17 protein-coding genes are annotated in these 18,325 nt (G+C 72.5%); 7 read left to right on the forward strand and 10 right to left on the reverse strand.

From position 1 onward, the window contains the following. Position 1: 1 nt before the first annotated feature. Both QWJ13_RS08685 and hisC read right to left on the reverse strand, forming a co-directional pair. Entirely contained in the window at positions 2 to 1,372 is a 1,371-nt protein-coding gene (locus QWJ13_RS08685) for an efflux RND transporter periplasmic adaptor subunit (RefSeq protein WP_316522094.1), read from the reverse strand. A gap of 289 nt (positions 1,373 to 1,661) precedes the next feature. Then, positions 1,662 to 2,738: a histidinol-phosphate transaminase gene (gene hisC, locus QWJ13_RS08690; RefSeq protein WP_316522095.1), complete on the reverse strand. Its 1,077-nt coding sequence runs from the start codon at positions 2,736 to 2,738 to the stop codon at positions 1,662 to 1,664. Positions 2,739 to 3,093: 355 nt separating this feature from the next. Between hisC and QWJ13_RS08695 the strand changes: the two genes are divergently transcribed. From QWJ13_RS08695 to QWJ13_RS08705, 3 genes are all read left to right on the forward strand, one after another. Further along, positions 3,094 to 4,251 carry a LacI family DNA-binding transcriptional regulator gene (locus QWJ13_RS08695; protein WP_188296553.1) on the forward strand — a complete coding sequence of 386 codons (1,158 nt, stop codon included), beginning with the start codon at positions 3,094 to 3,096 and terminating at the stop codon, positions 4,249 to 4,251. Positions 4,252 to 4,488: 237 nt separating this feature from the next. Further along, a complete protein-coding gene (locus QWJ13_RS08700; RefSeq protein ID WP_316522100.1) occupies positions 4,489 to 5,787 on the forward strand; it encodes a metallophosphoesterase in 1,299 nt (432 codons plus the stop codon). Positions 5,788 to 6,076: 289 nt separating this feature from the next. Further along, positions 6,077 to 7,093 carry a hypothetical protein gene (locus tag QWJ13_RS08705; RefSeq protein WP_316522102.1) on the forward strand — a complete coding sequence of 339 codons (1,017 nt, stop codon included), beginning with the start codon at positions 6,077 to 6,079 and terminating at the stop codon, positions 7,091 to 7,093. A 34-nt stretch (positions 7,094 to 7,127) separates the two neighbouring features. On the opposite strand, the gene QWJ13_RS08710 is transcribed toward QWJ13_RS08705, so the two are convergent. From QWJ13_RS08710 to QWJ13_RS08720, 3 genes are read right to left on the reverse strand one after another with little or no spacing between them, the layout of a single operon-like run. Next, the gene (locus QWJ13_RS08710; protein WP_316522105.1) at positions 7,128 to 7,604 is read right to left on the reverse strand and encodes a hypothetical protein; all 477 of its coding nucleotides are present in this window, start codon (positions 7,602 to 7,604) and stop codon (positions 7,128 to 7,130) included. A gap of 50 nt (positions 7,605 to 7,654) precedes the next feature. Continuing rightward, complete coding sequence (locus QWJ13_RS08715; RefSeq protein WP_316522108.1) at positions 7,655 to 8,401, reverse strand: LysR substrate-binding domain-containing protein; 747 nt, start codon at positions 8,399 to 8,401, stop codon at positions 7,655 to 7,657. 9 nt (positions 8,402 to 8,410) lie between these two features. Next, entirely contained in the window at positions 8,411 to 8,581 is a 171-nt protein-coding gene (locus QWJ13_RS08720) for a helix-turn-helix domain-containing protein (protein ID WP_316522109.1), read from the reverse strand. A gap of 129 nt (positions 8,582 to 8,710) precedes the next feature. Between QWJ13_RS08720 and QWJ13_RS08725 the strand changes: the two genes are divergently transcribed. Further along, positions 8,711 to 9,094, forward strand: coding sequence for a VOC family protein (locus QWJ13_RS08725; RefSeq protein ID WP_316522112.1), 384 nt, complete (start codon positions 8,711 to 8,713; stop codon positions 9,092 to 9,094). A 72-nt stretch (positions 9,095 to 9,166) separates the two neighbouring features. On the opposite strand, the gene thiC is transcribed toward QWJ13_RS08725, so the two are convergent. Continuing rightward, positions 9,167 to 10,981 (reverse strand): phosphomethylpyrimidine synthase ThiC, encoded by a 1,815-nt coding sequence (gene thiC, locus QWJ13_RS08730; protein ID WP_316522113.1) that lies wholly within the window; start codon positions 10,979 to 10,981, stop codon positions 9,167 to 9,169. 355 nt (positions 10,982 to 11,336) lie between these two features. On the opposite strand from thiC, the gene QWJ13_RS08735 reads away from it, so the two are divergent. After that, complete coding sequence (locus tag QWJ13_RS08735; RefSeq protein WP_316522115.1) at positions 11,337 to 14,105, forward strand: PKD domain-containing protein; 2,769 nt, start codon at positions 11,337 to 11,339, stop codon at positions 14,103 to 14,105. A 91-nt stretch (positions 14,106 to 14,196) separates the two neighbouring features. Here the strand turns inward: QWJ13_RS08735 and QWJ13_RS08740 are convergent, their stop codons facing one another. Then, the gene (locus QWJ13_RS08740) at positions 14,197 to 14,397 is read right to left on the reverse strand and encodes a DUF5326 family protein (RefSeq protein WP_316522118.1); all 201 of its coding nucleotides are present in this window, start codon (positions 14,395 to 14,397) and stop codon (positions 14,197 to 14,199) included. Between the two features lie 408 nt (positions 14,398 to 14,805). After that, a complete protein-coding gene (gene tenA / locus QWJ13_RS08745) occupies positions 14,806 to 15,477 on the reverse strand; it encodes a thiaminase II (protein ID WP_316522120.1) in 672 nt (223 codons plus the stop codon). A gap of 111 nt (positions 15,478 to 15,588) precedes the next feature. On the opposite strand from tenA, the gene QWJ13_RS08750 reads away from it, so the two are divergent. Beyond that, a complete protein-coding gene (locus QWJ13_RS08750; RefSeq protein ID WP_316522123.1) occupies positions 15,589 to 15,969 on the forward strand; it encodes a phage holin family protein in 381 nt (126 codons plus the stop codon). Between the two features lie 103 nt (positions 15,970 to 16,072). Here the strand turns inward: QWJ13_RS08750 and QWJ13_RS08755 are convergent, their stop codons facing one another. Together QWJ13_RS08755 and QWJ13_RS08760 are read right to left on the reverse strand one after the other, a co-directional pair. Beyond that, positions 16,073 to 16,498 (reverse strand): SsgA family sporulation/cell division regulator, encoded by a 426-nt coding sequence (locus QWJ13_RS08755; protein WP_316522126.1) that lies wholly within the window; start codon positions 16,496 to 16,498, stop codon positions 16,073 to 16,075. Between the two features lie 196 nt (positions 16,499 to 16,694). Next, positions 16,695 to 17,453: an IclR family transcriptional regulator gene (locus tag QWJ13_RS08760; RefSeq protein ID WP_316522127.1), complete on the reverse strand. Its 759-nt coding sequence runs from the start codon at positions 17,451 to 17,453 to the stop codon at positions 16,695 to 16,697. 286 nt (positions 17,454 to 17,739) lie between these two features. Here QWJ13_RS08760 and QWJ13_RS08765 point away from each other — a divergent pair, with 286 nt between their 5' ends. Continuing rightward, positions 17,740 to 18,309: an NUDIX domain-containing protein gene (locus tag QWJ13_RS08765; protein WP_316522129.1), complete on the forward strand. Its 570-nt coding sequence runs from the start codon at positions 17,740 to 17,742 to the stop codon at positions 18,307 to 18,309. Positions 18,310 to 18,325 lie beyond the last annotated feature (16 nt).

Genomic DNA, 18,325 nt, shown 5'->3' on the forward strand with positions numbered 1-18,325 from the left:
CTCAGCCCCTGCCGCCGCGACCGGACCCGCCGTTGCCGGCTCCGCCGCCATTGCCGCTGCCGCTACCGCCCGGGAAGACACCGGTGCCGCCGCCCCGGTTGAGCCCCGGGAAGGAGGCGTTCGGGAAGCCGTTCCCGCCGCTGGTGGTGGGGAGTTCGACCTTGTCGCCCTCCTTCAGCCCGGACACCACCTGCACCGTGCTGTCGCCCTCGACGCCGACCCCGACGGTGACCCGCTCGGAGGCGCCGTCCGGCTGCACCAGCGTCGCGGTGCGCGACGTGCCCGTCCCGGACAGGGCGGAGGTGGGCAGCGAGAGCGCGTTGTCGGCCTCGCCGGTGATCACCTGGACGGTGGCGCTCAGGCCGGTGCGCAAGGCGCTGGTGTCGCCGCCGAGTCGGAGCGTGGCCGCGTACTGCACGGCGGACGAGCCGGCACTGCTGCTCCCACTGCTGGGAAGCGAACTGACCGACAGGACGGTCGCGTTGAGCTTGGTGTCGGACTGGGCGTTCAGGGTGACGGTGGCCGCCTCGCCCTTCTTCAGCTTGAGCGAGTCGAGTTCGGAGAAGTTGGCGGTGACCTGCATCCCGGTCGGGTTGGTGAGCACGATGAAGCCGCTCGGGGCGGAGGTCGAACTCGCGCTGCCGCCCGTCGACTTGGCGGCGGAGGACGAGGACGAGGACGAACCGGAGGCGGTGGCCCCGACGGTGTCGCCGACCTTGCCGGCGACCGAGGCGACGGTGCCGTCCACCGAGGCGGTCAGGGTCGTCCCGGCCAGCGCCGCCTGGGCGTTGGCGAGGTTGGTCTGCGCGGTGCTGACCTGCTGCTGGGCCTGGGCCACGGCCGCGTCGTCGACCTTGGTGGTGGTGATCGTGGTGGTCTGCGGAGCGGGCGTACTGCTCCCGCCCGCCCCGCGACCTCCACCATTACCACTTCCGGCGGCAGGAGTCGCCCCCGGGAGCGGTTCGGTGGTCGTGGTGGTGACGCCGGCCTGGGCCTTGGTGAGGTTGGCCTGGGCCGTGGTGAGGGCCGCCTGGGCCGCGTCCACCTGCTGCTGGGCCGCCGTGGTGTCGACGGTGGCGAGCACCTGGCCCTTCTTCACGGCGTCCCCGACCGCGACCTTGACCTCGACGAGCCGGCCGCCGGTGGTGAAGTCCTGGGCCGCGTCGGTCGGTGAGACCAGGGTGCCGGTTCCGGACACGGTGGCCAGGACCGTGCCCTTGGACACCGTCGCGGTACGGGCCGCGGGCTTCGCCGCAGCCGGGCCGGAACTGCCGCTGACCGTCGCGTACACCAGGGCTGCACCGCCCAGCAGGGCCACGCCGAGCGCGGAGTTGACGAGGACGACGCCTCGCCGCCGTGGGAGCACCTTCATGCCGGACAGCTTCCCGGGGAGCTCTTGCGGAGCCCTGGGCACGGACTGGGAGAAGACTGACCGGTCGAATCCGGGCATTTCAGACGGATGTCCCGTCCTCCGTCGACGCCTTGGCAGCTCCGTGGGCCGCCGTTGGCCGAACTCCCAGCGGGCTCCCAGCAATCCACAGCCATCCGGGAGGAGGCTCGAAGCTCCGGGAGAAACGCCGCGGGGGCGCGCCGAACATTCGGCGCGCCCCCGCGATCACCCTCAGAACGCCAGACCGCCAGACCGCCAAAGAGCCAGAGCGTCAGAGCGACTTGCGGAAGGCCTCCGCCACCGACAGGAAGATCGTGTTGCCCTCGGCCTCGCCGATCGACACCCGCACGCCCTCCGGGAACGGCCGCACGACCACGCCCGCCTCGGCGCACGCGGCGGCGAACTCCTGGGAGCGCTCGCCCAGCCAGAGCCAGACGAAGTTGGCCTGCGAGTCCGGGATCTCCCAGCCCTGGGCGCGCAGCCCGGCCACCACCCGGGTGCGCTCCTCGACCAGCGCCTCCACCCGCACCAGCAGCGCGTCCTCGGCGCGCAGCGAGGCGATGGCGGCGTCCTGGGCGATCCGGCTCACGCCGAACGGGGTGGCCACCTTGCGCAGCGCGGCCGCGACCGGCTCGTGCGCGATCGCGAAGCCGACCCGCAGGCCCGCCAGGCCGTACGCCTTGGAGAAGGTGCGCAGCACGCAGACGTTCGGGCGGTCCCGGTAGAGCTCGATGCCGTTGGGCACCTCCGGGTCGCGGATGAACTCGATGTAGGCCTCGTCCACGACGACCAGGACGTCACTCGGGACGGCGTCCAGGAAGCGCTCCAGCTCGGCGCGGTGGATCACGTTGCCGGTGGGGTTGTTGGGGTTGCAGACGAAGATCAGCCGGGTGTTCGGGGTGATCGCCGCGAGCATCGCGTCCAGGTCGTGGTCACCGTTCGCCTTGAGCGGCACCGGGACGGGCGTGGCCCCGCTGACCGTGGCGACGATCGGGTAGGCCTCGAAGGAGCGCCAGGCGAACATCACCTCGTCGCCCGGGCCGGCCGAGATCAGCACCAGCGACTGGGCGATGCCGACCGAGCCGCAGCCGGTGGCGATGTGCTCGGCGGGCACGTCGAAGCGCTCGGCGAGCACCGAGGTCAGCTCGGTGACGCCCATGTCGGGGTAGCGGTTGAACGAGGCGGCCGCCGCGACGGCCGACTCCAGCACGCCGGGCAGCGGCTCGTACGGGTTCTCGTTCGAGGACAGCTTGTAGGCGTCGGCGCCGGCCGGCTTGCCGGGCTTGTACGTGGGGATGCCGTCGAGGGTCGGCCGCAGCCGCGGGCCCTGAGCTGACGTACTGCTCACGGTCGTACTCCGTTTCCTGTTGCTGAACTCTCCGGTGCGCGCTCCGGTGCGCTCGCCCGTCACGGACGGGTTCGCCGCCGTGTCCGGGTCCTTGGGACGCGCCCGGACCACCCCGGTCGGGTGCCTTGCACGATACCGATCGGCCCTCACCCGTAGGAGTGAGATGCCCGGTCGGGTTACAGGCGCGGATCAGCCATTCTGCCCGGTTCCTTTGGCACATGTCAGAGGTAAGAGGCCAGGTTTCAGGCGGGTATCGAAGGAGCGCACCCCGGCTCACTCTTGGAGAAACGTATCTCCACAGGCTTCCGATGCGCCGGTCACAGACCCTTGTCAGGAGCCATACGATCGGTCCGCCATGACAGCAGCAGCCAACCAGAGCGGTCGGCGTCCCACCACCTCACGGCGTTTGGAGCGGGCCGGCATCCGGGATGTGGCAGCAGCCGCCGGAGTGTCGATCACCACTGTCTCCGATGCGTTGAACGGCAAGGGCCGCCTGCCCGACGAGACCCGCAGCCGGGTGCGCGAGGTCGCCGAGCGCCTCGGCTACCGCCCCTCCGCCGCCGCCCGCACCCTGCGCACCGGACGGTCCGGCCTGATCGGGCTGACCGTCACGACCTACGGTGAAGAGCCGTTCACCTTCACCGAGTTCGCCTACTTCGCCGAGATGGCCAGGGCCGCCACCAGCGCCGCCCTGGGCCGCGGCTACGCGTTGGTGGTGCTGCCCGCCTCCTCCCGCCACGACGTCTGGGGCAACATCGCCCTGGACGGCACCGTGGTGATCGACCCGCCCGACCAGGACCCACTGGTGAGCGAGCTGTACCGGTCCGGCGTCCCGGTGGTCAGCGACGGCAAGCCGGGCAACTGCCCGGTCACCGCCTGGGTCGACAACGACCACGAGGCCGCCGTGCTCGGCATCCTCGACCACCTCTCCGAGGCCGGTGCCCGCCGGATCGGCCTGCTCACCGGCACCAGCACCGACACCTACACCCGGCTCTCCACCGAGGCCTACCTCGGCTGGTGCGCCAAGGTCGGCCAGGAGCCGGTGTACGAGACCTACCCGGCGCACGACCCGGCGGCCGGCGCCGTCGCCGCCGACCGGCTGCTCGCCCGACCCGACCGGCCGGACGCCGTCTACGGGCTGTTCGACCCCAACGGCACCGACCTGCTGGCCGCCGCCCGCCGGTACGGCCTGCGGGTGCCGGACGACCTGCTGCTGGTCTGCTGCAGCGAGAGCGACGTCTACGCGACCACGGAGCCACCGATCACCACGCTCTCGCTCAAGCCGCGCAAGATCGGCACCACGGTGGTCAACCTGCTGATCGACGCGATCGAGGGCGTGGACTCCGGGACGGGCGTCGACATCGCCCGGCTCTTCCCGCCCCGCTTCCGCACCGCCGGCACCGGCCCGCCGCCGGGCACCCTGATGCCGACCGAACTGATCGTGCGCGCGTCCTCCCAGCGCCGGAGTCCGCGCACCACCGTCAGCCCGCCGCGCCCTCCGGGCGAGGTCTAGACCGCCGCGCCGCCGGTCCCCGGCGCCCCGGACCGGGCCCCACGGCCCGCCGGGGACGCACGCGCCGGGGGCGCGCCGAGCGCTCCGCCGGGGTTCGACCAGAGTCCGGCCAGAGCCGATGAGACCGTACCGAGTCGGGACAAAACGGACCCTGGGGTGCCGCCCGGCTGACGCTCCGGAGGATTGGATACCCACCAGGTGACGACGGCGGGAGAGTGGTCTTCCTATGATGGGCGAATGACACCCGAGGACCGCTTCCCCGGGCCCGAGCACCCCCACCCGGGCCCCCGCCACCAGCCGGACCTCGATGTGCTGCCGTACGGCACCTATTACGAACCCGATCCCGCCCCCGGCTACTCCGCCCCCTCCTACGACGGCGAGGCCTACGACGGCGAGACGTACAGCGGCTACGGCGGAGCCCGCTACCTGGAGCAGCACTGGTCCCCCGACGCCCAGGGCCACACCGTGCACGCCCAGGGGATCGGCGTGGACCAGAGCCCGGCCTTCCCGCAGTACGAGGTCCAGGGGCAGGTCGGCTACGACGGCCAGGACCAGGGCGGGTACGACGGCCAGGACCAGGGCGGCTACGAGCCCACCCTGCCGGACCAGCCCTCCCCCGCGCTCCAGCTCGCCGGCCGCGACGACCCGCCGACCATCGAGCTCGGCCCGCCGCTGCCCGACCCGGCCGCGCCGACCTACCCGTACCCGGCCCCCGGCCCCGGCGAGCCGCCCGGCCCGGTCTACGTCGTCGGCGACGTGCACGGCTACCTGGAGGAGCTGCGCGCCGAGCTGCGCCACCAGGGCCTGATCGACGACGACGGCCACTGGTCGGCCGGCCGCGCCCGGATCTGGTTCCTCGGCGACTTCACCGACCGCGGCCCCGACGGCATCGGCGTCATCGACCTGGTCATGCAGCTGGCCGCCGAGGCCGCCGCGGCCGGCGGCTACTGCCGCGCCCTGATGGGCAACCACGAGCTGCTCTTCCTCGGCGCCGCCCGGTACGGCGACGAGCCCGTCCAGTCCACCGCCGGCACCGCCTCCTTCCTGGCCGCCTGGCGGCTCAACGGCGGCCAGCAGAACGACCTGGACCGGCTGGAGGCGCACCACATCAGCTGGCTCTCCCGGCTGCCCGCCATCGCGCTGGAGGACGGCCACCTGCTGCTGCACTCCGACACCACCGCCTACCTGGAGTACGGCGAGTCCATCCCCGACGTCAACGACGCGGTGCACAGCCTGCTCGCGACCGACAGCGTGGACGACTGGTGGGACTGCTTCCGCCGCTTCACCAAGCGCTTCGCCTTCCGCGGCGACGCCGGGCCGATGGCCGTCCACGAGCTGCTGGACACCTACGGCGGCAGCCGGATCGTGCACGGCCACAGCCCGATCCCGTACCTCACCGGCGCGGTGCACAACGACGACGGCGAGCCGCCGCACATCCCCGGGCCGTACGTGTACGCGGACGACCTCGCGGTGGCGATGGACGGCGGCGTCACCATGGAGGGGCGGCTGCTGGTCGCCCGGCTGCCGATCGGCTGACGCGGCTTCGACCGGTCGTCAACCGACCATCGGCGTCGAACAGTTGCGCCGGGCGTTCGGTCCGTTCCAGGCGCGCGTCCAGGCGTGCGTCCAGGTGTGAGGCCGGGGGCGTCCGGGGGGCGTGAAATTCCGGAAACCGACTTGTCAGCCCGGCCGCCCCCGCCCCTACCATGAGGCACACCACACCCGGCCGCCCACCCGGCGGCCCGCCTCCGCGCCCGGCTCGGCGCCCTGAGGGCCGCGCGCCCCCGGAGCGCGGCGATCCGGGGTCCGCACGAACGGGGTTCCCATGTCCAACCCCCCGCCACCGCCACTGCTCGCCGAGGACCGCGCGGAGTACGAGCGGCTCCTCACCGAAGCCCTGCGCGACCGCACCGTCCTCGCCGCCCTGCGCGCACCCGGCGCGACCGCCACCGACCAGCTGCGCATCCGCGCGCTGCGCGACGCCGACCTCGTCAACGGCGCGGCCGCCACCGAGTACGCGCACTTCACCCGGCTGCGCGAGAGCCTGCACAGCACGCCCCCGCCGTCCGGCACCGGGCCGTCCGCGCCCGGCCTGTTCGCCCAGCTGCGCTCCGGGGGCGGCGGCGCCGGGCTGTTCCCGGTGCTCACCGTGCTCACCCCGATCCTGGCCTGGGCCGCCGCCCTGTGCCTGCTGCTGGTCGGCTACCTGCTGCGCGCCACCTCTCCCGGCCTCGCGCTCGCCGACTCCCTGGTCACCGCCGGGTGGGTCGCGCTCGCCGCCGGGGTCGCCGCGCTGGCCATCGGCGTCATCGGGCTGCTGCTCACCGCCTTGCGCGACGGCGCCGCCACCACCCCGGCCGGCACCGACCCGGAGCTCGCCGCCGAGCTCACCGACGCCCACCGCGAGTGGCGCGCCGCGCTGCGCGAGCGCGGGCTCGTCCCGTACCTGCTCGACGCGCTGCCGGCGACGGGGAATGCCGAGCGGGCGGAACAGCCCGACTTCAGCAGCCCCGGCTACACCTCCCCGGCGTTCACCAGCCCCGGCCCGGACGGCCTGACCGACCCGGGGGGCCGGGGCCGGGTGCCCCGCCCGGCCGGCTTCACCCCGCCCGACTTCAGCGGGCCCGGGTACACCCCGCCCGGCTTCACCCCGCCCGACGAGGTCGGCGGCCGGGCGTCCCGTCCGCCCGGCTACACCCCGCCGGATTTCACCGGCCCCGACGACGCCCGCCTGACCGAGCCCGGGAGCCGCACGGGCCACCCGACGGCTGCCACCCCGCCCGACTTCAGCGGGCCCGGGTACACCTCGCCGGACTTCACCGGGCCCGACGACGTCGGCTGACCGCCCGCCGTCCGCGGCCGCCCGGGACGTCACGTCACATGCCGTCGGCCCCGTGCGGGCAGGGCTCGGCGCTCGGACCGTCCCCGAAGCGGCTCGGCCACGCCGGGTACTCCCCGACCGGCAGCCCGGCGGCCACCGCGTTCCAGCGCTCGGCCCAGGGCCGGGCCGGCGCGGGGCAGCACCACACCCGGTCGAGGGTCCAGAACGGGCTGCGCCACTTGGCGCGCGGCACCGCGGGGTTGTACAGGCCCCTGACCCGGAAATTCTCCAGGTGGCGTCGGCGGATGACGATGCTGATGTGGCGCCGCCCGCTGCCGCGGTGCAGCCCGACCACGTGCACGTCCCCGTCCTCGTCCGGGTAGCGGGGCGGCGACACCCAGAGCCGCGCGCCCGGCGCGAAGTGCTTGAGTCCGGAGCGCACCTCCTCGCCGCCCTGGCCGTGGGTGGTCGTGGCGGCGACGTTGGCCACCACGCCCCATTCGAGCGGCACGGCCGCGTCCCGTTCCGTCATGCGGGCAGTCCGGACCCGGAACGCGACCGTCCGCCAAGGGTCTTCCCTGGTCACCCGGCCGGCGGGACGCACAGCGGCGCCGCCCCCTCGCCCCGCTCCTCCACGACGTCCGCCGCCGCCCGTACGAAGGCGCGGACCCGGGCGGTGGTGTTGCTCTCCAGCCAGACCGGGCCGCGCTCGATCGGCGGCGCGTCGTGGATCGGCACGTACGCGACGTCCGGGCGCGGGTAGTAGCGGCGGGAGTGCTCGCCGACCGGGAGGACGCCGCGGCCCATGGCGACCAGGCTGAGCAGTTCGGAGAAGGTGCTGCCGGACGGCCCCTTGGGCACCGGGCGGCCGGACGGGGTGCGCTCGGGGGTGCGGTCCCGTTTGAAGCCCGCCGAGGTGACGGCCGGGTACTGCACCACCGGGTGGTCGGCGAGCACCTCGACCGACACCGAGCGCTCGGCGGCCAGCGGGTGCCCGGCGGCCACCGCGAGGACCCGCCGCTCGGTCAGCAGCACCGGCCCGCAGGCCATGCCGTCGAACGGGAAGGAGGCGATCAGGACGTCCACCGAGCCGTCCGCCAGGCGCGATCGGGAGTCGGAGAGCTGCACCTCGCGCACGTCCACCCGGCAGTCCGGGTGCCGCTCGCCGAACAGCGCCACCGCCCTGAGCAGCACCGGCGCCGTCCACTCCCCGAGGAACGCCACCCGCAGCTCCCCGGTCACCCCTCGGCCCGCGTCCTCCGCCCGGCGCACCGCCGCCTCCATCGCCGCCACCGCCGGCCCCAGGTCCGCCGCCAACTGCCGTCCCACCGCGGTGAGTCAGACCGATCGGCTGGTGCGGTCGAACAGCGGGCCACCGATCCGGCGCTCCAGCTTCCGCACCACCTGGCTGACCCGCCCGGTGGTCAGGTGCAGCCGCTCCGCCGTCCGACCGAAGTGCAGCTCCTCGGCGAGCGCGAGGAAGACCTCGGCCTCCACCCGCTCCAGCATCCCGCCCCGCCCCTCGATCGTTGAATCCGGCTCAACGATCGTACGGCGATGCGGCATTGATGAGCCGACCGGGCAGGAGCATCGTGGAACCCGTTCCCAGCAGTCGCACCCGAACGGAGCCGGACTCCCATGCGCGTCGTAGCCTTCGACCACCTCGTCCTCAATGTCACGGACATCGAGCGTTCGCTGGCCTTCTACTCCGGCCAACTGGGCCTGGCCCCGGTGCGGGTCGACGAGTGGCGGGCCGGCCAGGTGTCCTTCCCGTCCGTCCGGGTCACCGCCGAGACCGTCATCGACCTGATGCACCGCCCCCGGCACGCCTCCAACGTCGACCACATCTGCCTCACCGTCGAGCCCCTGGACTGGCAGGAGGTCATCGACGCGGGCACCTTCACCGTCCTCGAAGGCCCCGTCCCCCGCTACGGCGCCCGCGGCACCGCCACCTCCGTCTACGTCCAGGACCCGGACGGCAACACGGTCGAACTCCGCTGGTACCCGCAGGACGCCGACTGAGCGGCGCCGCCCCGGGGTGGCCGGGGCGGCGCTCAGGCGGTCAGGCGGTCAGGCGCTCAGGCGGTCGCGGCGTCAGTCGGCCAGCGGGAGGTAGACCCGGTTGCCCTGGGCGGCGAACTCGGCGGACTTCTCGGCCATGCCGGCCAGGGCCTCGGAGTCGAAGTCGGTGGCCACGGCCGTGGAGCCGTCGCCGTGCTCGTCGCGGATCTTCTGGGAGATCTTCATCGAACAGAACTTCGGGCCGCACATCGAGCAGAAGTGGGCGGTCTTGGCGGGCTCGGCGGGAAGGGTCTCGTCGTGGAAGTCGCGGGCGGTCTCCGGGTCGAGGGCCAGGTTGAACTGGTCCTCCCAGCGGAACTCGAAGCGGGCGTCGGAGAGGGCGTCGTCCCAGGCCTGGGCGCCGGGGTGGCCCTTGGCCAGGTCGGCGGCGTGGGCGGCGATCTTGTAGGTGATCACGCCGGTCTTGACGTCGTCCCGGTTGGGCAGGCCCAGGTGCTCCTTGGGGGTGACGTAACAGAGCATCGCGGTGCCCCACCAGGCGATCATCGCGGCACCGATGCCCGAGGTGATGTGGTCGTAGCCGGGGGCGACGTCCGTGGTCAGCGGGCCGAGGGTGTAGAACGGCGCCTCGTCGCAGATCTCCTTCTGGAGATCCATGTTCTCCTTGATCTTGTTCATCGGGACGTGGCCCGGGCCCTCGATCATCACCTGGACGTCCCGCTCGCGGGCGATCCGGCCCAGCTCGCCGAGGGTCCTCAACTCGGCCAGCTGCGCCTCGTCGTTGGCGTCCGCGATCGAACCCGGGCGCAGGCCGTCGCCGAGCGAGAAGGTGACGTCGTAGGAGGCGAGGATGTCGCAGAGCTCCTCGAAGTTGGTGTAGAGGAAGTTCTCCTGGTGATGCGCCAGGCACCAGGCCGCCATGATCGAGCCGCCACGCGAGACGATGCCGGTCTTGCGGCGCGCGGTGAGCGGGACGTAGCGCAGCAGCACGCCGGCGTGGACGGTCATGTAGTCGACGCCCTGCTCGCACTGCTCGACGATGGTGTCCCGGTAGACCTCCCAGCTCAGGTCCTCGGCCTTGCCGTCCACCTTCTCCAGCGCCTGGTAGAGCGGCACGGTGCCGATCGGCACCGGCGAGTTGCGCAGGATCCACTCGCGGGTGGTGTGGATGTTGCGGCCGGTGGAGAGGTCCATGACGGTGTCGGCGCCCCAGCGGGTGGCCCAGGTCATCTTCTCCACCTCCTCCTCGATCGAGGAGGTGACCGCCGAGTTGCCGATGTTGGCGTTGATCTTGACCAGGAAGTTGGTGCCGATGATCGCCGGCTCCACCTCCGGGTGGTTCACGTTGACCGGGATGACGGCCCGGCCGCGGGCCACCTCGGCGCGCACGAACTCCGGCGCGAGGCCCTCGCGCAGCGCCACGAACTCCATCTCCGGCGTCACCACGCCCCGCTTGGCGTAGGCGAGTTGGGTGACGGTGGCGCCACCGCGGCCGCGCAGCGGGCGACGCGGGCGGCCGGGGAAGACGGCGTCCAGGTTGCGCAGGTTCCCGCCGCGCGGCGAGGTGTGCTTGATCCCGTCGTCCTCGGGGCGCGGCTCGCGGCCGTCGTACTCCTCGACGTCGCCGCGCTGGCGGATCCAGGCGTCCCGCAGCGCGGGCAGGCCGCGCCGCACGTCGGGCTCGTACGCCGGGTCGGTGTACGGGCCGGAGGTGTCGTACAGCGGGACGGTCCGGCCGTTGGTGAGCTGCACCTCGCGGTACGGGACGCGCAGGTCGGGGCGCGAGCCCTCGCGGTGGGCCTTGCGCCAGGCCGGGGTCGGGTAGCCGGAGCGCTCGCTGCTGGGGGCGCCCTGGGCAGACTGCGGCTGTGCTTCGAACGTGGTCATCAGACCTCTACTCCCTACGCCGGCATTACCCGGTCAGGTTCCTGCGGTCGACGCAGCCTTCGGTCCGTCCGTCGACGTCCCGGTCAGCGCCCTCTCAGCCCGGTGCTCCGAGCTCCCGCGTCGCAGGCGGTGTTGCCTGCACACGACGTCCCACACGGTAGCGAGCCGATCGCCGCAGGTCCAGAGCGTGTCCCGGGCGCGCACCGGTGACACCCCGAAGCGGAATGTTTCCTACCGCACCCGCATAATGCTCACCAACGCTTCGCAGACACTCCATCAGGGCTGGTCCTGGCCCAGCCGGGTCACGGCTCGTCCGGGAGTGCGCGACTTTGACGACTCTTGGGGGAAGCACACCGTGCGCATCCGTCACGCGGCAGGCCTGAGCGCCGCCGTGGTCTCCGCGGTGGTGGCCCTGCCACTGCCCGCGGCGGCGGCCGAACCGGCCGCCGTGCTGTACGTGAACAACAACGCCGCCTCCTGCGACAACGGCGGCCCGGGAAGCCCGACCGTGCCTTTCTGCACCATCCAGGCGGCCGCGGACCGGGTGCTGCCCGGCCAGACCGTGGACGTCGTCGGCGGCGGTTACTACCGCGAGGACGTGACCGTCCGGCGCTCCGGCGAGCCCGGCAAGCCGATCGCCTTCCGCGGCCCGGGCGGGATCACCAACCTGTACACGCCCCCCACCGGCGGGCTGGTGACGATATCCGGCCAGCACGACATCGTGTTCTCCGGCTTCAACGTGCAGGCCTTCGCGCTCGACGGCGTCAGCCGGATCGGGCTCTCCGGCAACCGGATCGACCAGGGGCCGAGCGAGGCCCGCAGGCCGGCCGTCGGGATCACCGGGCCCAGCGACGGCGTGCGGGTGGAACGGTCGGTCGTCTACAAGACGGGCGGCGGTGTGAAGGCCGGCCCGGGTGCCACCGGGACGGTGATCGCCGGCAATGACTTCATCTCGTCGTACGGCGGCGCGCAGATCTCGCTGACCGACGCGCCGGGCACGATCGTCACCCACAACACCATGAACCTGACGTACAACAACCGGGTCAACATCGACCTGGCCGGTGCGTCCGACCATGCCACCGTCACCGACAACATCGTGGGCCTGGGCACCGTCCAGGTGTCCCCCGGTTCGGTCGAGGGGACCACCTACGACCACAACATCGTGCGGTGGCCCCTCGACGGCACCTACACCTGGGCCGGGGCCGCCTACAAGACCGCCGAAGAGCTGGCCGCCGCGACCGGCCAGGGCAAGCACGAGCTGAACACCGCCGTGGTGTTCGACGACGCCTTCTTCCCGCTGTCCGTGCCCAGGACCGTCAGCAGCCTGGGCTTCAGCCCCGCCATCGACTCCGCCGGCCCGGACGTGCCCGGCGTGTCGCCCGTCGACCTGCTCGGCCACGGCCCGGTCGCCCACCCCGACACCGACCGGCCCGGCCCGAACGCCGTCCGCGACCGCGGCGCGTACGAGGTCGTGGGCCTCCAGGACGTCCGGCTGGAGGCCCACGGGACCAAGAGCCCGACGCCGACCGGTCCCGTGCCGTTCGCCGTCGATCTCACCGCCACGGCGACCAACACCTGGAAGACCACGCTCCGTTACACCTTCGACTTCGCCGACGGCACCGCGCCGGTGACCTCCGCCGAACCGACCGTCCGGCACACCTACGCCGCGCCCGGCAGCTACCGGGCGAAGGTCACCGTCACCGACAGCCTCGGCGGCTCCGTCACCGGCGAGCTGGCCCAGCCGGTCCAGGTGAACGAGGACAAGCCGCTCGCCGCCTCCGTCGCGGTGTCCCCGGACAACGGCGGCGACCCGCTCGGTGTGAAGGCCACCGTGACCGCCACCGGTCCGTACCCGATCGCCCGCTACTCCTTCGACTTCGGCGACGGCACCGGCCCGACCGTGCCCAACGCGATCGTGGTCACCGAGCGCCACGTGTACGCCAAGCCCGGCACGTACACCGTGAAGGCCATCGTGACCGACGAGGCGGGATCGACCGTGACCACCAGCCGGCCGGTCACCGTCGACTACGCCCCGGCCGGCTACACCGCGATCAAGCCGACCCGCGTCCTGGACACCCGCCAGGTCGGCGGCAGCTACCCGTGGCTCGGCCCCGGCGAGACGATCAACCTGGACGTCCGCACCCCCGCCCCCGGGACGACCGGCATCCTGGTGCCCCCGGGTGCCACCGCCGTGGTGCTCAACCTGACCGCCACCCAGGGCACCGCGACCAGCCACCTGGACGTCTACCCGTCCGCCGCCGCCCGGCCGATCACCTCCAACGTGAACTTCGTCGCCGGCCAGGACGTCGCCAACCTGGTGACCGTGCCGGTCGGCCCGGACGGCAAGGTGGTGATCCGCAACAACTCGGGATTCGTGCACGCCATCGCCGACGTGCTCGGCTACTTCACCCCCGGCAGCACCGACCGCTTCGCCTCCGTCGCCCCGGCCCGGCTGCTCGACACCCGATCGGACAACACCCCGCTGGTGGCCGGCAACGCCCGCAAGCTGAAGATCGCCGGCTTCGGCGGCGTCCCGGCGAACGCCACCTCGGCGGTGCTCAACGTGACGGCCACCGACTCCGCCTCGCCGGGCTTCGTCGCGGTCTACCCGGGCGGCACCCCGCGCCCCGCGGCCGGGTCCAACCTGAACACCGTGCCGGGCCGGAACATCGCCAACCAGGTGGTGGTCCCGCTGGGCGCGGACGGCAGCGTCGAGATCTTCACCAACGCCGCCCGTTCGCACCTGGTGGTCGACGTCTTCGGCTACTACGGCGCGGACGGCAAGGGCCTGTTCACCCCGGTCATGCCGAGCCGGCTGCTCGACTCCCGGGACAGCGGCCCGTTCGGCCCGTTCACCGGCCGTACGGTCGGCGGCGTGCCGGCCGGCGCGACCGCCGCGGTGGTCAACCTGACGGCGACCGGGACCACCGAGCCCACCCACCTGACGGCCTGGGCCACCGGCACGGCCAAGCCCGGCACCAGCAGCCTGAACGCCAGCCCGGGGCTGGACGTCCCCAACCACACCACCATCCCGGTGGACGGCCAGGGCCGGTTCGACATCGCCAACAACGCCGGCACCACCCATGTCATCGCGGACCTGTTCGGCTACTACCGCAACCAGTAGGCGGACGACGCCCCCGAGAACGCCCGAGGCCCGGCTCCCCGCGAAGGGGGGCCGGGCCTCCGGACGACGTACGACGGTGCCGGGGAGCCGGTCAGCTCCTGGCTGCCTTCTTCACCAGGATCACCACGGCGGCCGCGATGCCGACCACCACCAGCAGCTTGATCACGATCGAGAGCAGGGCCCCGACGACGCCGAACACGAAGGCGACGATGTTCCAGGCCAGCACCAGGACCAGCACCGGGATGACGATGTTGCGCACCCAGGAGGGCAGCGACTTCCAGAGCTCAGCCATGTCCGTTCCTCTTCTCCCCTCGGGTCGGCCGCCGTCCGGTGCCGCATCCCGCTTGCTTTCGGTACTTCGATCGTACGGGGGCGCGAGTGCCGGAACGAGGCCCGGCGGCCCGGAGAGAACCCCGAGATCACCCCGACCCCGAACCCCCGGGTGACCCCCGAAGAATGTTCGGATCCCCCTGCGACCCGGGCCCGACCCAGACGCCCTGGAGATACCAGAGCATCCGGAACTGCCAACGCACCAGCGCTACTTGGGGGGATACCAAGCACGCGCGCCCGCACCACGGCCACCCTGGCCGCCCTGGCCGCCCCCGCTGCACCTGATCGCCGACGTGACCGGCTGCTTCGTCACCGGCTGATCCCTGCCTCCCGCCCGTCGTCCCGGAAGCGGGACGACGGGCGGGAGGGCTCAGACGGGCCAGCGCTCGCCGCGCCAGGCGGCGTCCCAGAACATCCACTCGTAGCGCGAGGTGGTCGTGAAGTGCTCGACCACCTTGCGGCGTTCGGCCGCGGAGAGGTCCTCGCCCAGCCGGTCGGTGAGCGCCAGCACCCGGCGGACGACCGCCTGGAAGGCCTCGTCGCCGTAGGTGGCGATCCACTTGGCGTACAGCGGGTCGGGCGAGCCCTGGGCGAGCAGCGCCTCGCCGACCCGGGCGTAGATCCAGTAGCAGGGCAGCACCGCGCCGACGGCCTCGGCGAAGGAGCCGCCGTAGACGGTGGCCAGCAGGTAGCTGGTGTAGGCCCGGGTGGTGGGCAGCACCGGCTCGGCGGCGGCCTGTTCGGCGGTGCCGCCGAAGGCGGTGAGGAACTCGGCGTGCATGCCCTGCTCGGCGGCCAGCGCGCCGACCGCGTCGTCGGCGAAGGCCCGGACGTCCTCCTCGCCGGGCGCCTTGGCGGCGCAGACGGCGAGCGCGCGGGCGTAGTCACGCAGGTAGTGGGAGTCCTGGACGACGAAGTGGCGGAAGGCCTCGCGCGGCAGGGTGCCGTCGGTGAGCCCGGCCAGGAAGGGGTGGGCGAGGATCTCGGCGTACACCGGCTCGATGGCCGCCCAGAGTTCTTCGGTCAGCGTCTTGGTGCTCATACCGACCGACCCTAGTCGGGGCGCTCGGCCGCCGGGCGGGGCGCTCGGCCGTTCCCTCCCCGCCGTCCGGTGGTTCCGCCCGGGCGGGGGTTGCTGCCACTCTTGGGCGGCATGAAGGGATTCGTCATCAAGACATTGATCAACGCGGCGGCCATCTGGGTCGCCGCCTGGATCGTCAGCGGCATCCAACTCGCCCAGGGCAAGGCCGACTGGCAGCACAAGACGCTGACGGTGCTCGGCGTCGCCGTCGTCTTCGGCCTGGTGAACTGGCTGATCAAGCCGGTGGTCAAGCTGTTCTCGTTCCCGCTGTTCATCCTCACACTGGGACTGATCACCTTCGTGATCAACGCCCTGATGCTGATGCTCACCTCCTGGGCCTCCGGGAAGCTGAGCCTGGACTTCCATGTGGTCAACTTCGGTTCCGCGCTGGTCGGTTCACTGATCATCAGCTTGGTCGCCTGGGGCCTTCACGTGGCCTTGGACGACGACTGACCGATGCCGTAGGGGGCAGCCGAAAGGGGCCCGTGCCCGGGTGCTCCCCTGGGTACGGGCCCCTTCGTCGTTCCGGTTCGGACGACGACCACCCCTGGACCGCTCACCCCGCGTTCTCACGTCCCCGGAGCAGTGCCGCGAGCTGGGCGTCGATGTCGCGCCCGGTGAATTCCTCGCCCATCGGCACCAGCCGGTCGGTGCGCGACAGGAAGGCGATCAGCGGCGCGGACGAGGCCCGCAGCACGGCGTCGCCGTCGGGGGAGCGCAGCACGATGCAGACCTCCGAGAGCTCCTCGCCGACCGGGCGGACGTGCACGTCGCCCTCGCCCGTCGGCCCGCTGATCCCGTCGAGCAGCAGCTCCCGTGCGAAGTACCAGGTGACCGGGGCGTCGCCGGGCAGGTGGAAGGTGAGCCGGACGGCGTACGGGTCGTCCGCCTCGTAGCCCAGGTCCACCAGGAGACGGAAGGAGAGCTCGTGCGAGACCACGAGGTTCATCACCAGGTGACCCTGGACAGTGCTGTGCTGCATGGCGCCAGTACCTCTCGTTCTGCCCGCGCCGTCGGTGTGCTGGTCCGATGGCGGCCGGACATGTTTTCGACGGTTTTTGTGACGGTTTATGCAACCAATCCACTTCGATCACCATCGTCCACGTTTGGGGATGTAGTGGACAAGGTGTGCTTTTTCAAATGGTGAACGAGCCGGACTAGGTCTAGACCAAGTAGCTTCAGAGGATGAACGACGGGCTCATCGCCCCGACCTCGCACCGCAGTTGGCGTGCCGTGGAGGCCAGTCGGTCGGACTGCTCGACCGGCAGCGACAGGGCCATGGTGGCGACCACCGGACCGATGGTGATCGGGACCGCCGCGCAGACCGTGCCGAGAGCGTACTCCTGCCGCTCCAGCACGGGCATGGTCGGACGCAGCGCGGCGAGCCGCCGCAGCACCGCGCTCTCCCCGGTGAGGGTGGAGGGGGTGAGCCCGGTCGGCGGGTGGCGCTCCAGGTGGTCACGGCGCACCTCCTCGGGGAGCTGGCCCAGCAGGCACTGGCCGATGGCGTGGGCGTGGGCGGTGGCCCGGAAGTCGGCCCACGGCTCCACGGCGGGACGATCCGGGCCCTCCACCACGTCCACCAGGTGGACCTCGCCGTCCCGGTAGAGCGCGAAGTACACGGCGGCGCCGAGGTCGTCCCGTAAGGACTGCATCCGCATCCGCAGGTCGGGCAGGCCGGGGCGGACGCGCGAGCCGGCGATGTCGTCGAGCGCCTCCCCGTGGAAGAACCGCCCCTCGGAGCGCCGCAGATAGCCCTCGTGGGCCAGGGTGCGCAGCAGGTGGTAGGCGGTGCCGAGGGGCAGTTCGGCGGCGCGGGCCAGTTGCTTGGCGGTCGCGCCGTGCCCGAAGCCGCCGACGGCCTCCAGCAGCCGCAGCGCGCGCTGGACGGAGCCGATCAGGGTGGGACCCCGGCCCGCGGTCGGCTGCCGCGGCACGGTCTGCCCGGATTCCTCTGCGATGTCGAAAGGCTGTGCGATTCGTTCCATGCCACCCAACCCCCAGCCCGAATCCCTCGTGCAGGTGCCCTGAAGGGGCATGCGGAGCGGAGCCCTCCGATTTGCCCGACAGTCGCCCATTGCAGCACAGCGGGCCCCCGAACGGATGCACCCGACCGGGTCGGCGTTTCGACCCGTTCCCAGCCCGTTTCGACCCGTTCCCCGGGTTTCGCCCCCTCCCCGGCGCGGGAGACTCCCGCACAACGCGCCAGCCCCGGAGGTGGCCATGGGCCCCGAGAACCGCACTCCGCCCCTGCGACCGGTGGTGAAGCGCACCGCCCGGGCCATCCTGCTGGAGCTGGACCAGGACGATCCGTACGGCCCGGCCTCGATCGTGCTGATCCGGCGGGTCCGGCCGGGCTCGCCGCACCCGTACTGGATCACCCCCGGCGGCGGGGTCGAGCCCGAGGACCGGACGGTGGTCGAGGCGCTGCACCGCGAGGTGGACGAGGAGCTCGGCGGCAAGGTCGTGGACGTGGTGCCCGCGTTCGTCGACACCATCAGCCACACGCTCCCCCAGCCTCCGGCCGGGGGGACCCCCATCGACGACGGGACGCTGCTGCACCCGCACGGGGTCAAGGTGCAGCACTTCTTCGTCTGCCGGCTCGCCTCGATGGACCTCAGCCGGCGGCACGGGCCGGAGGTGACGGAACCCAACGGGGAGTACGAGGTGGTCCGGCTGCCGTTCACCCGCGAGGGCGTCACCTCGGTGAACGTGGTGCCGCCCCGGCTGCGGGCGTACCTGGCGGCCAACATCGAGGGCATCCGCGCACTCCTCGCCCCCGACCTCGGCTGATCGCCGCCGGCCCCGG

The sequence above is a fragment of the Kitasatospora brasiliensis genome (genome assembly GCF_032654805.1).
Lineage (GTDB): Bacteria > Actinomycetota > Actinomycetes > Streptomycetales > Streptomycetaceae > Kitasatospora > Kitasatospora brasiliensis.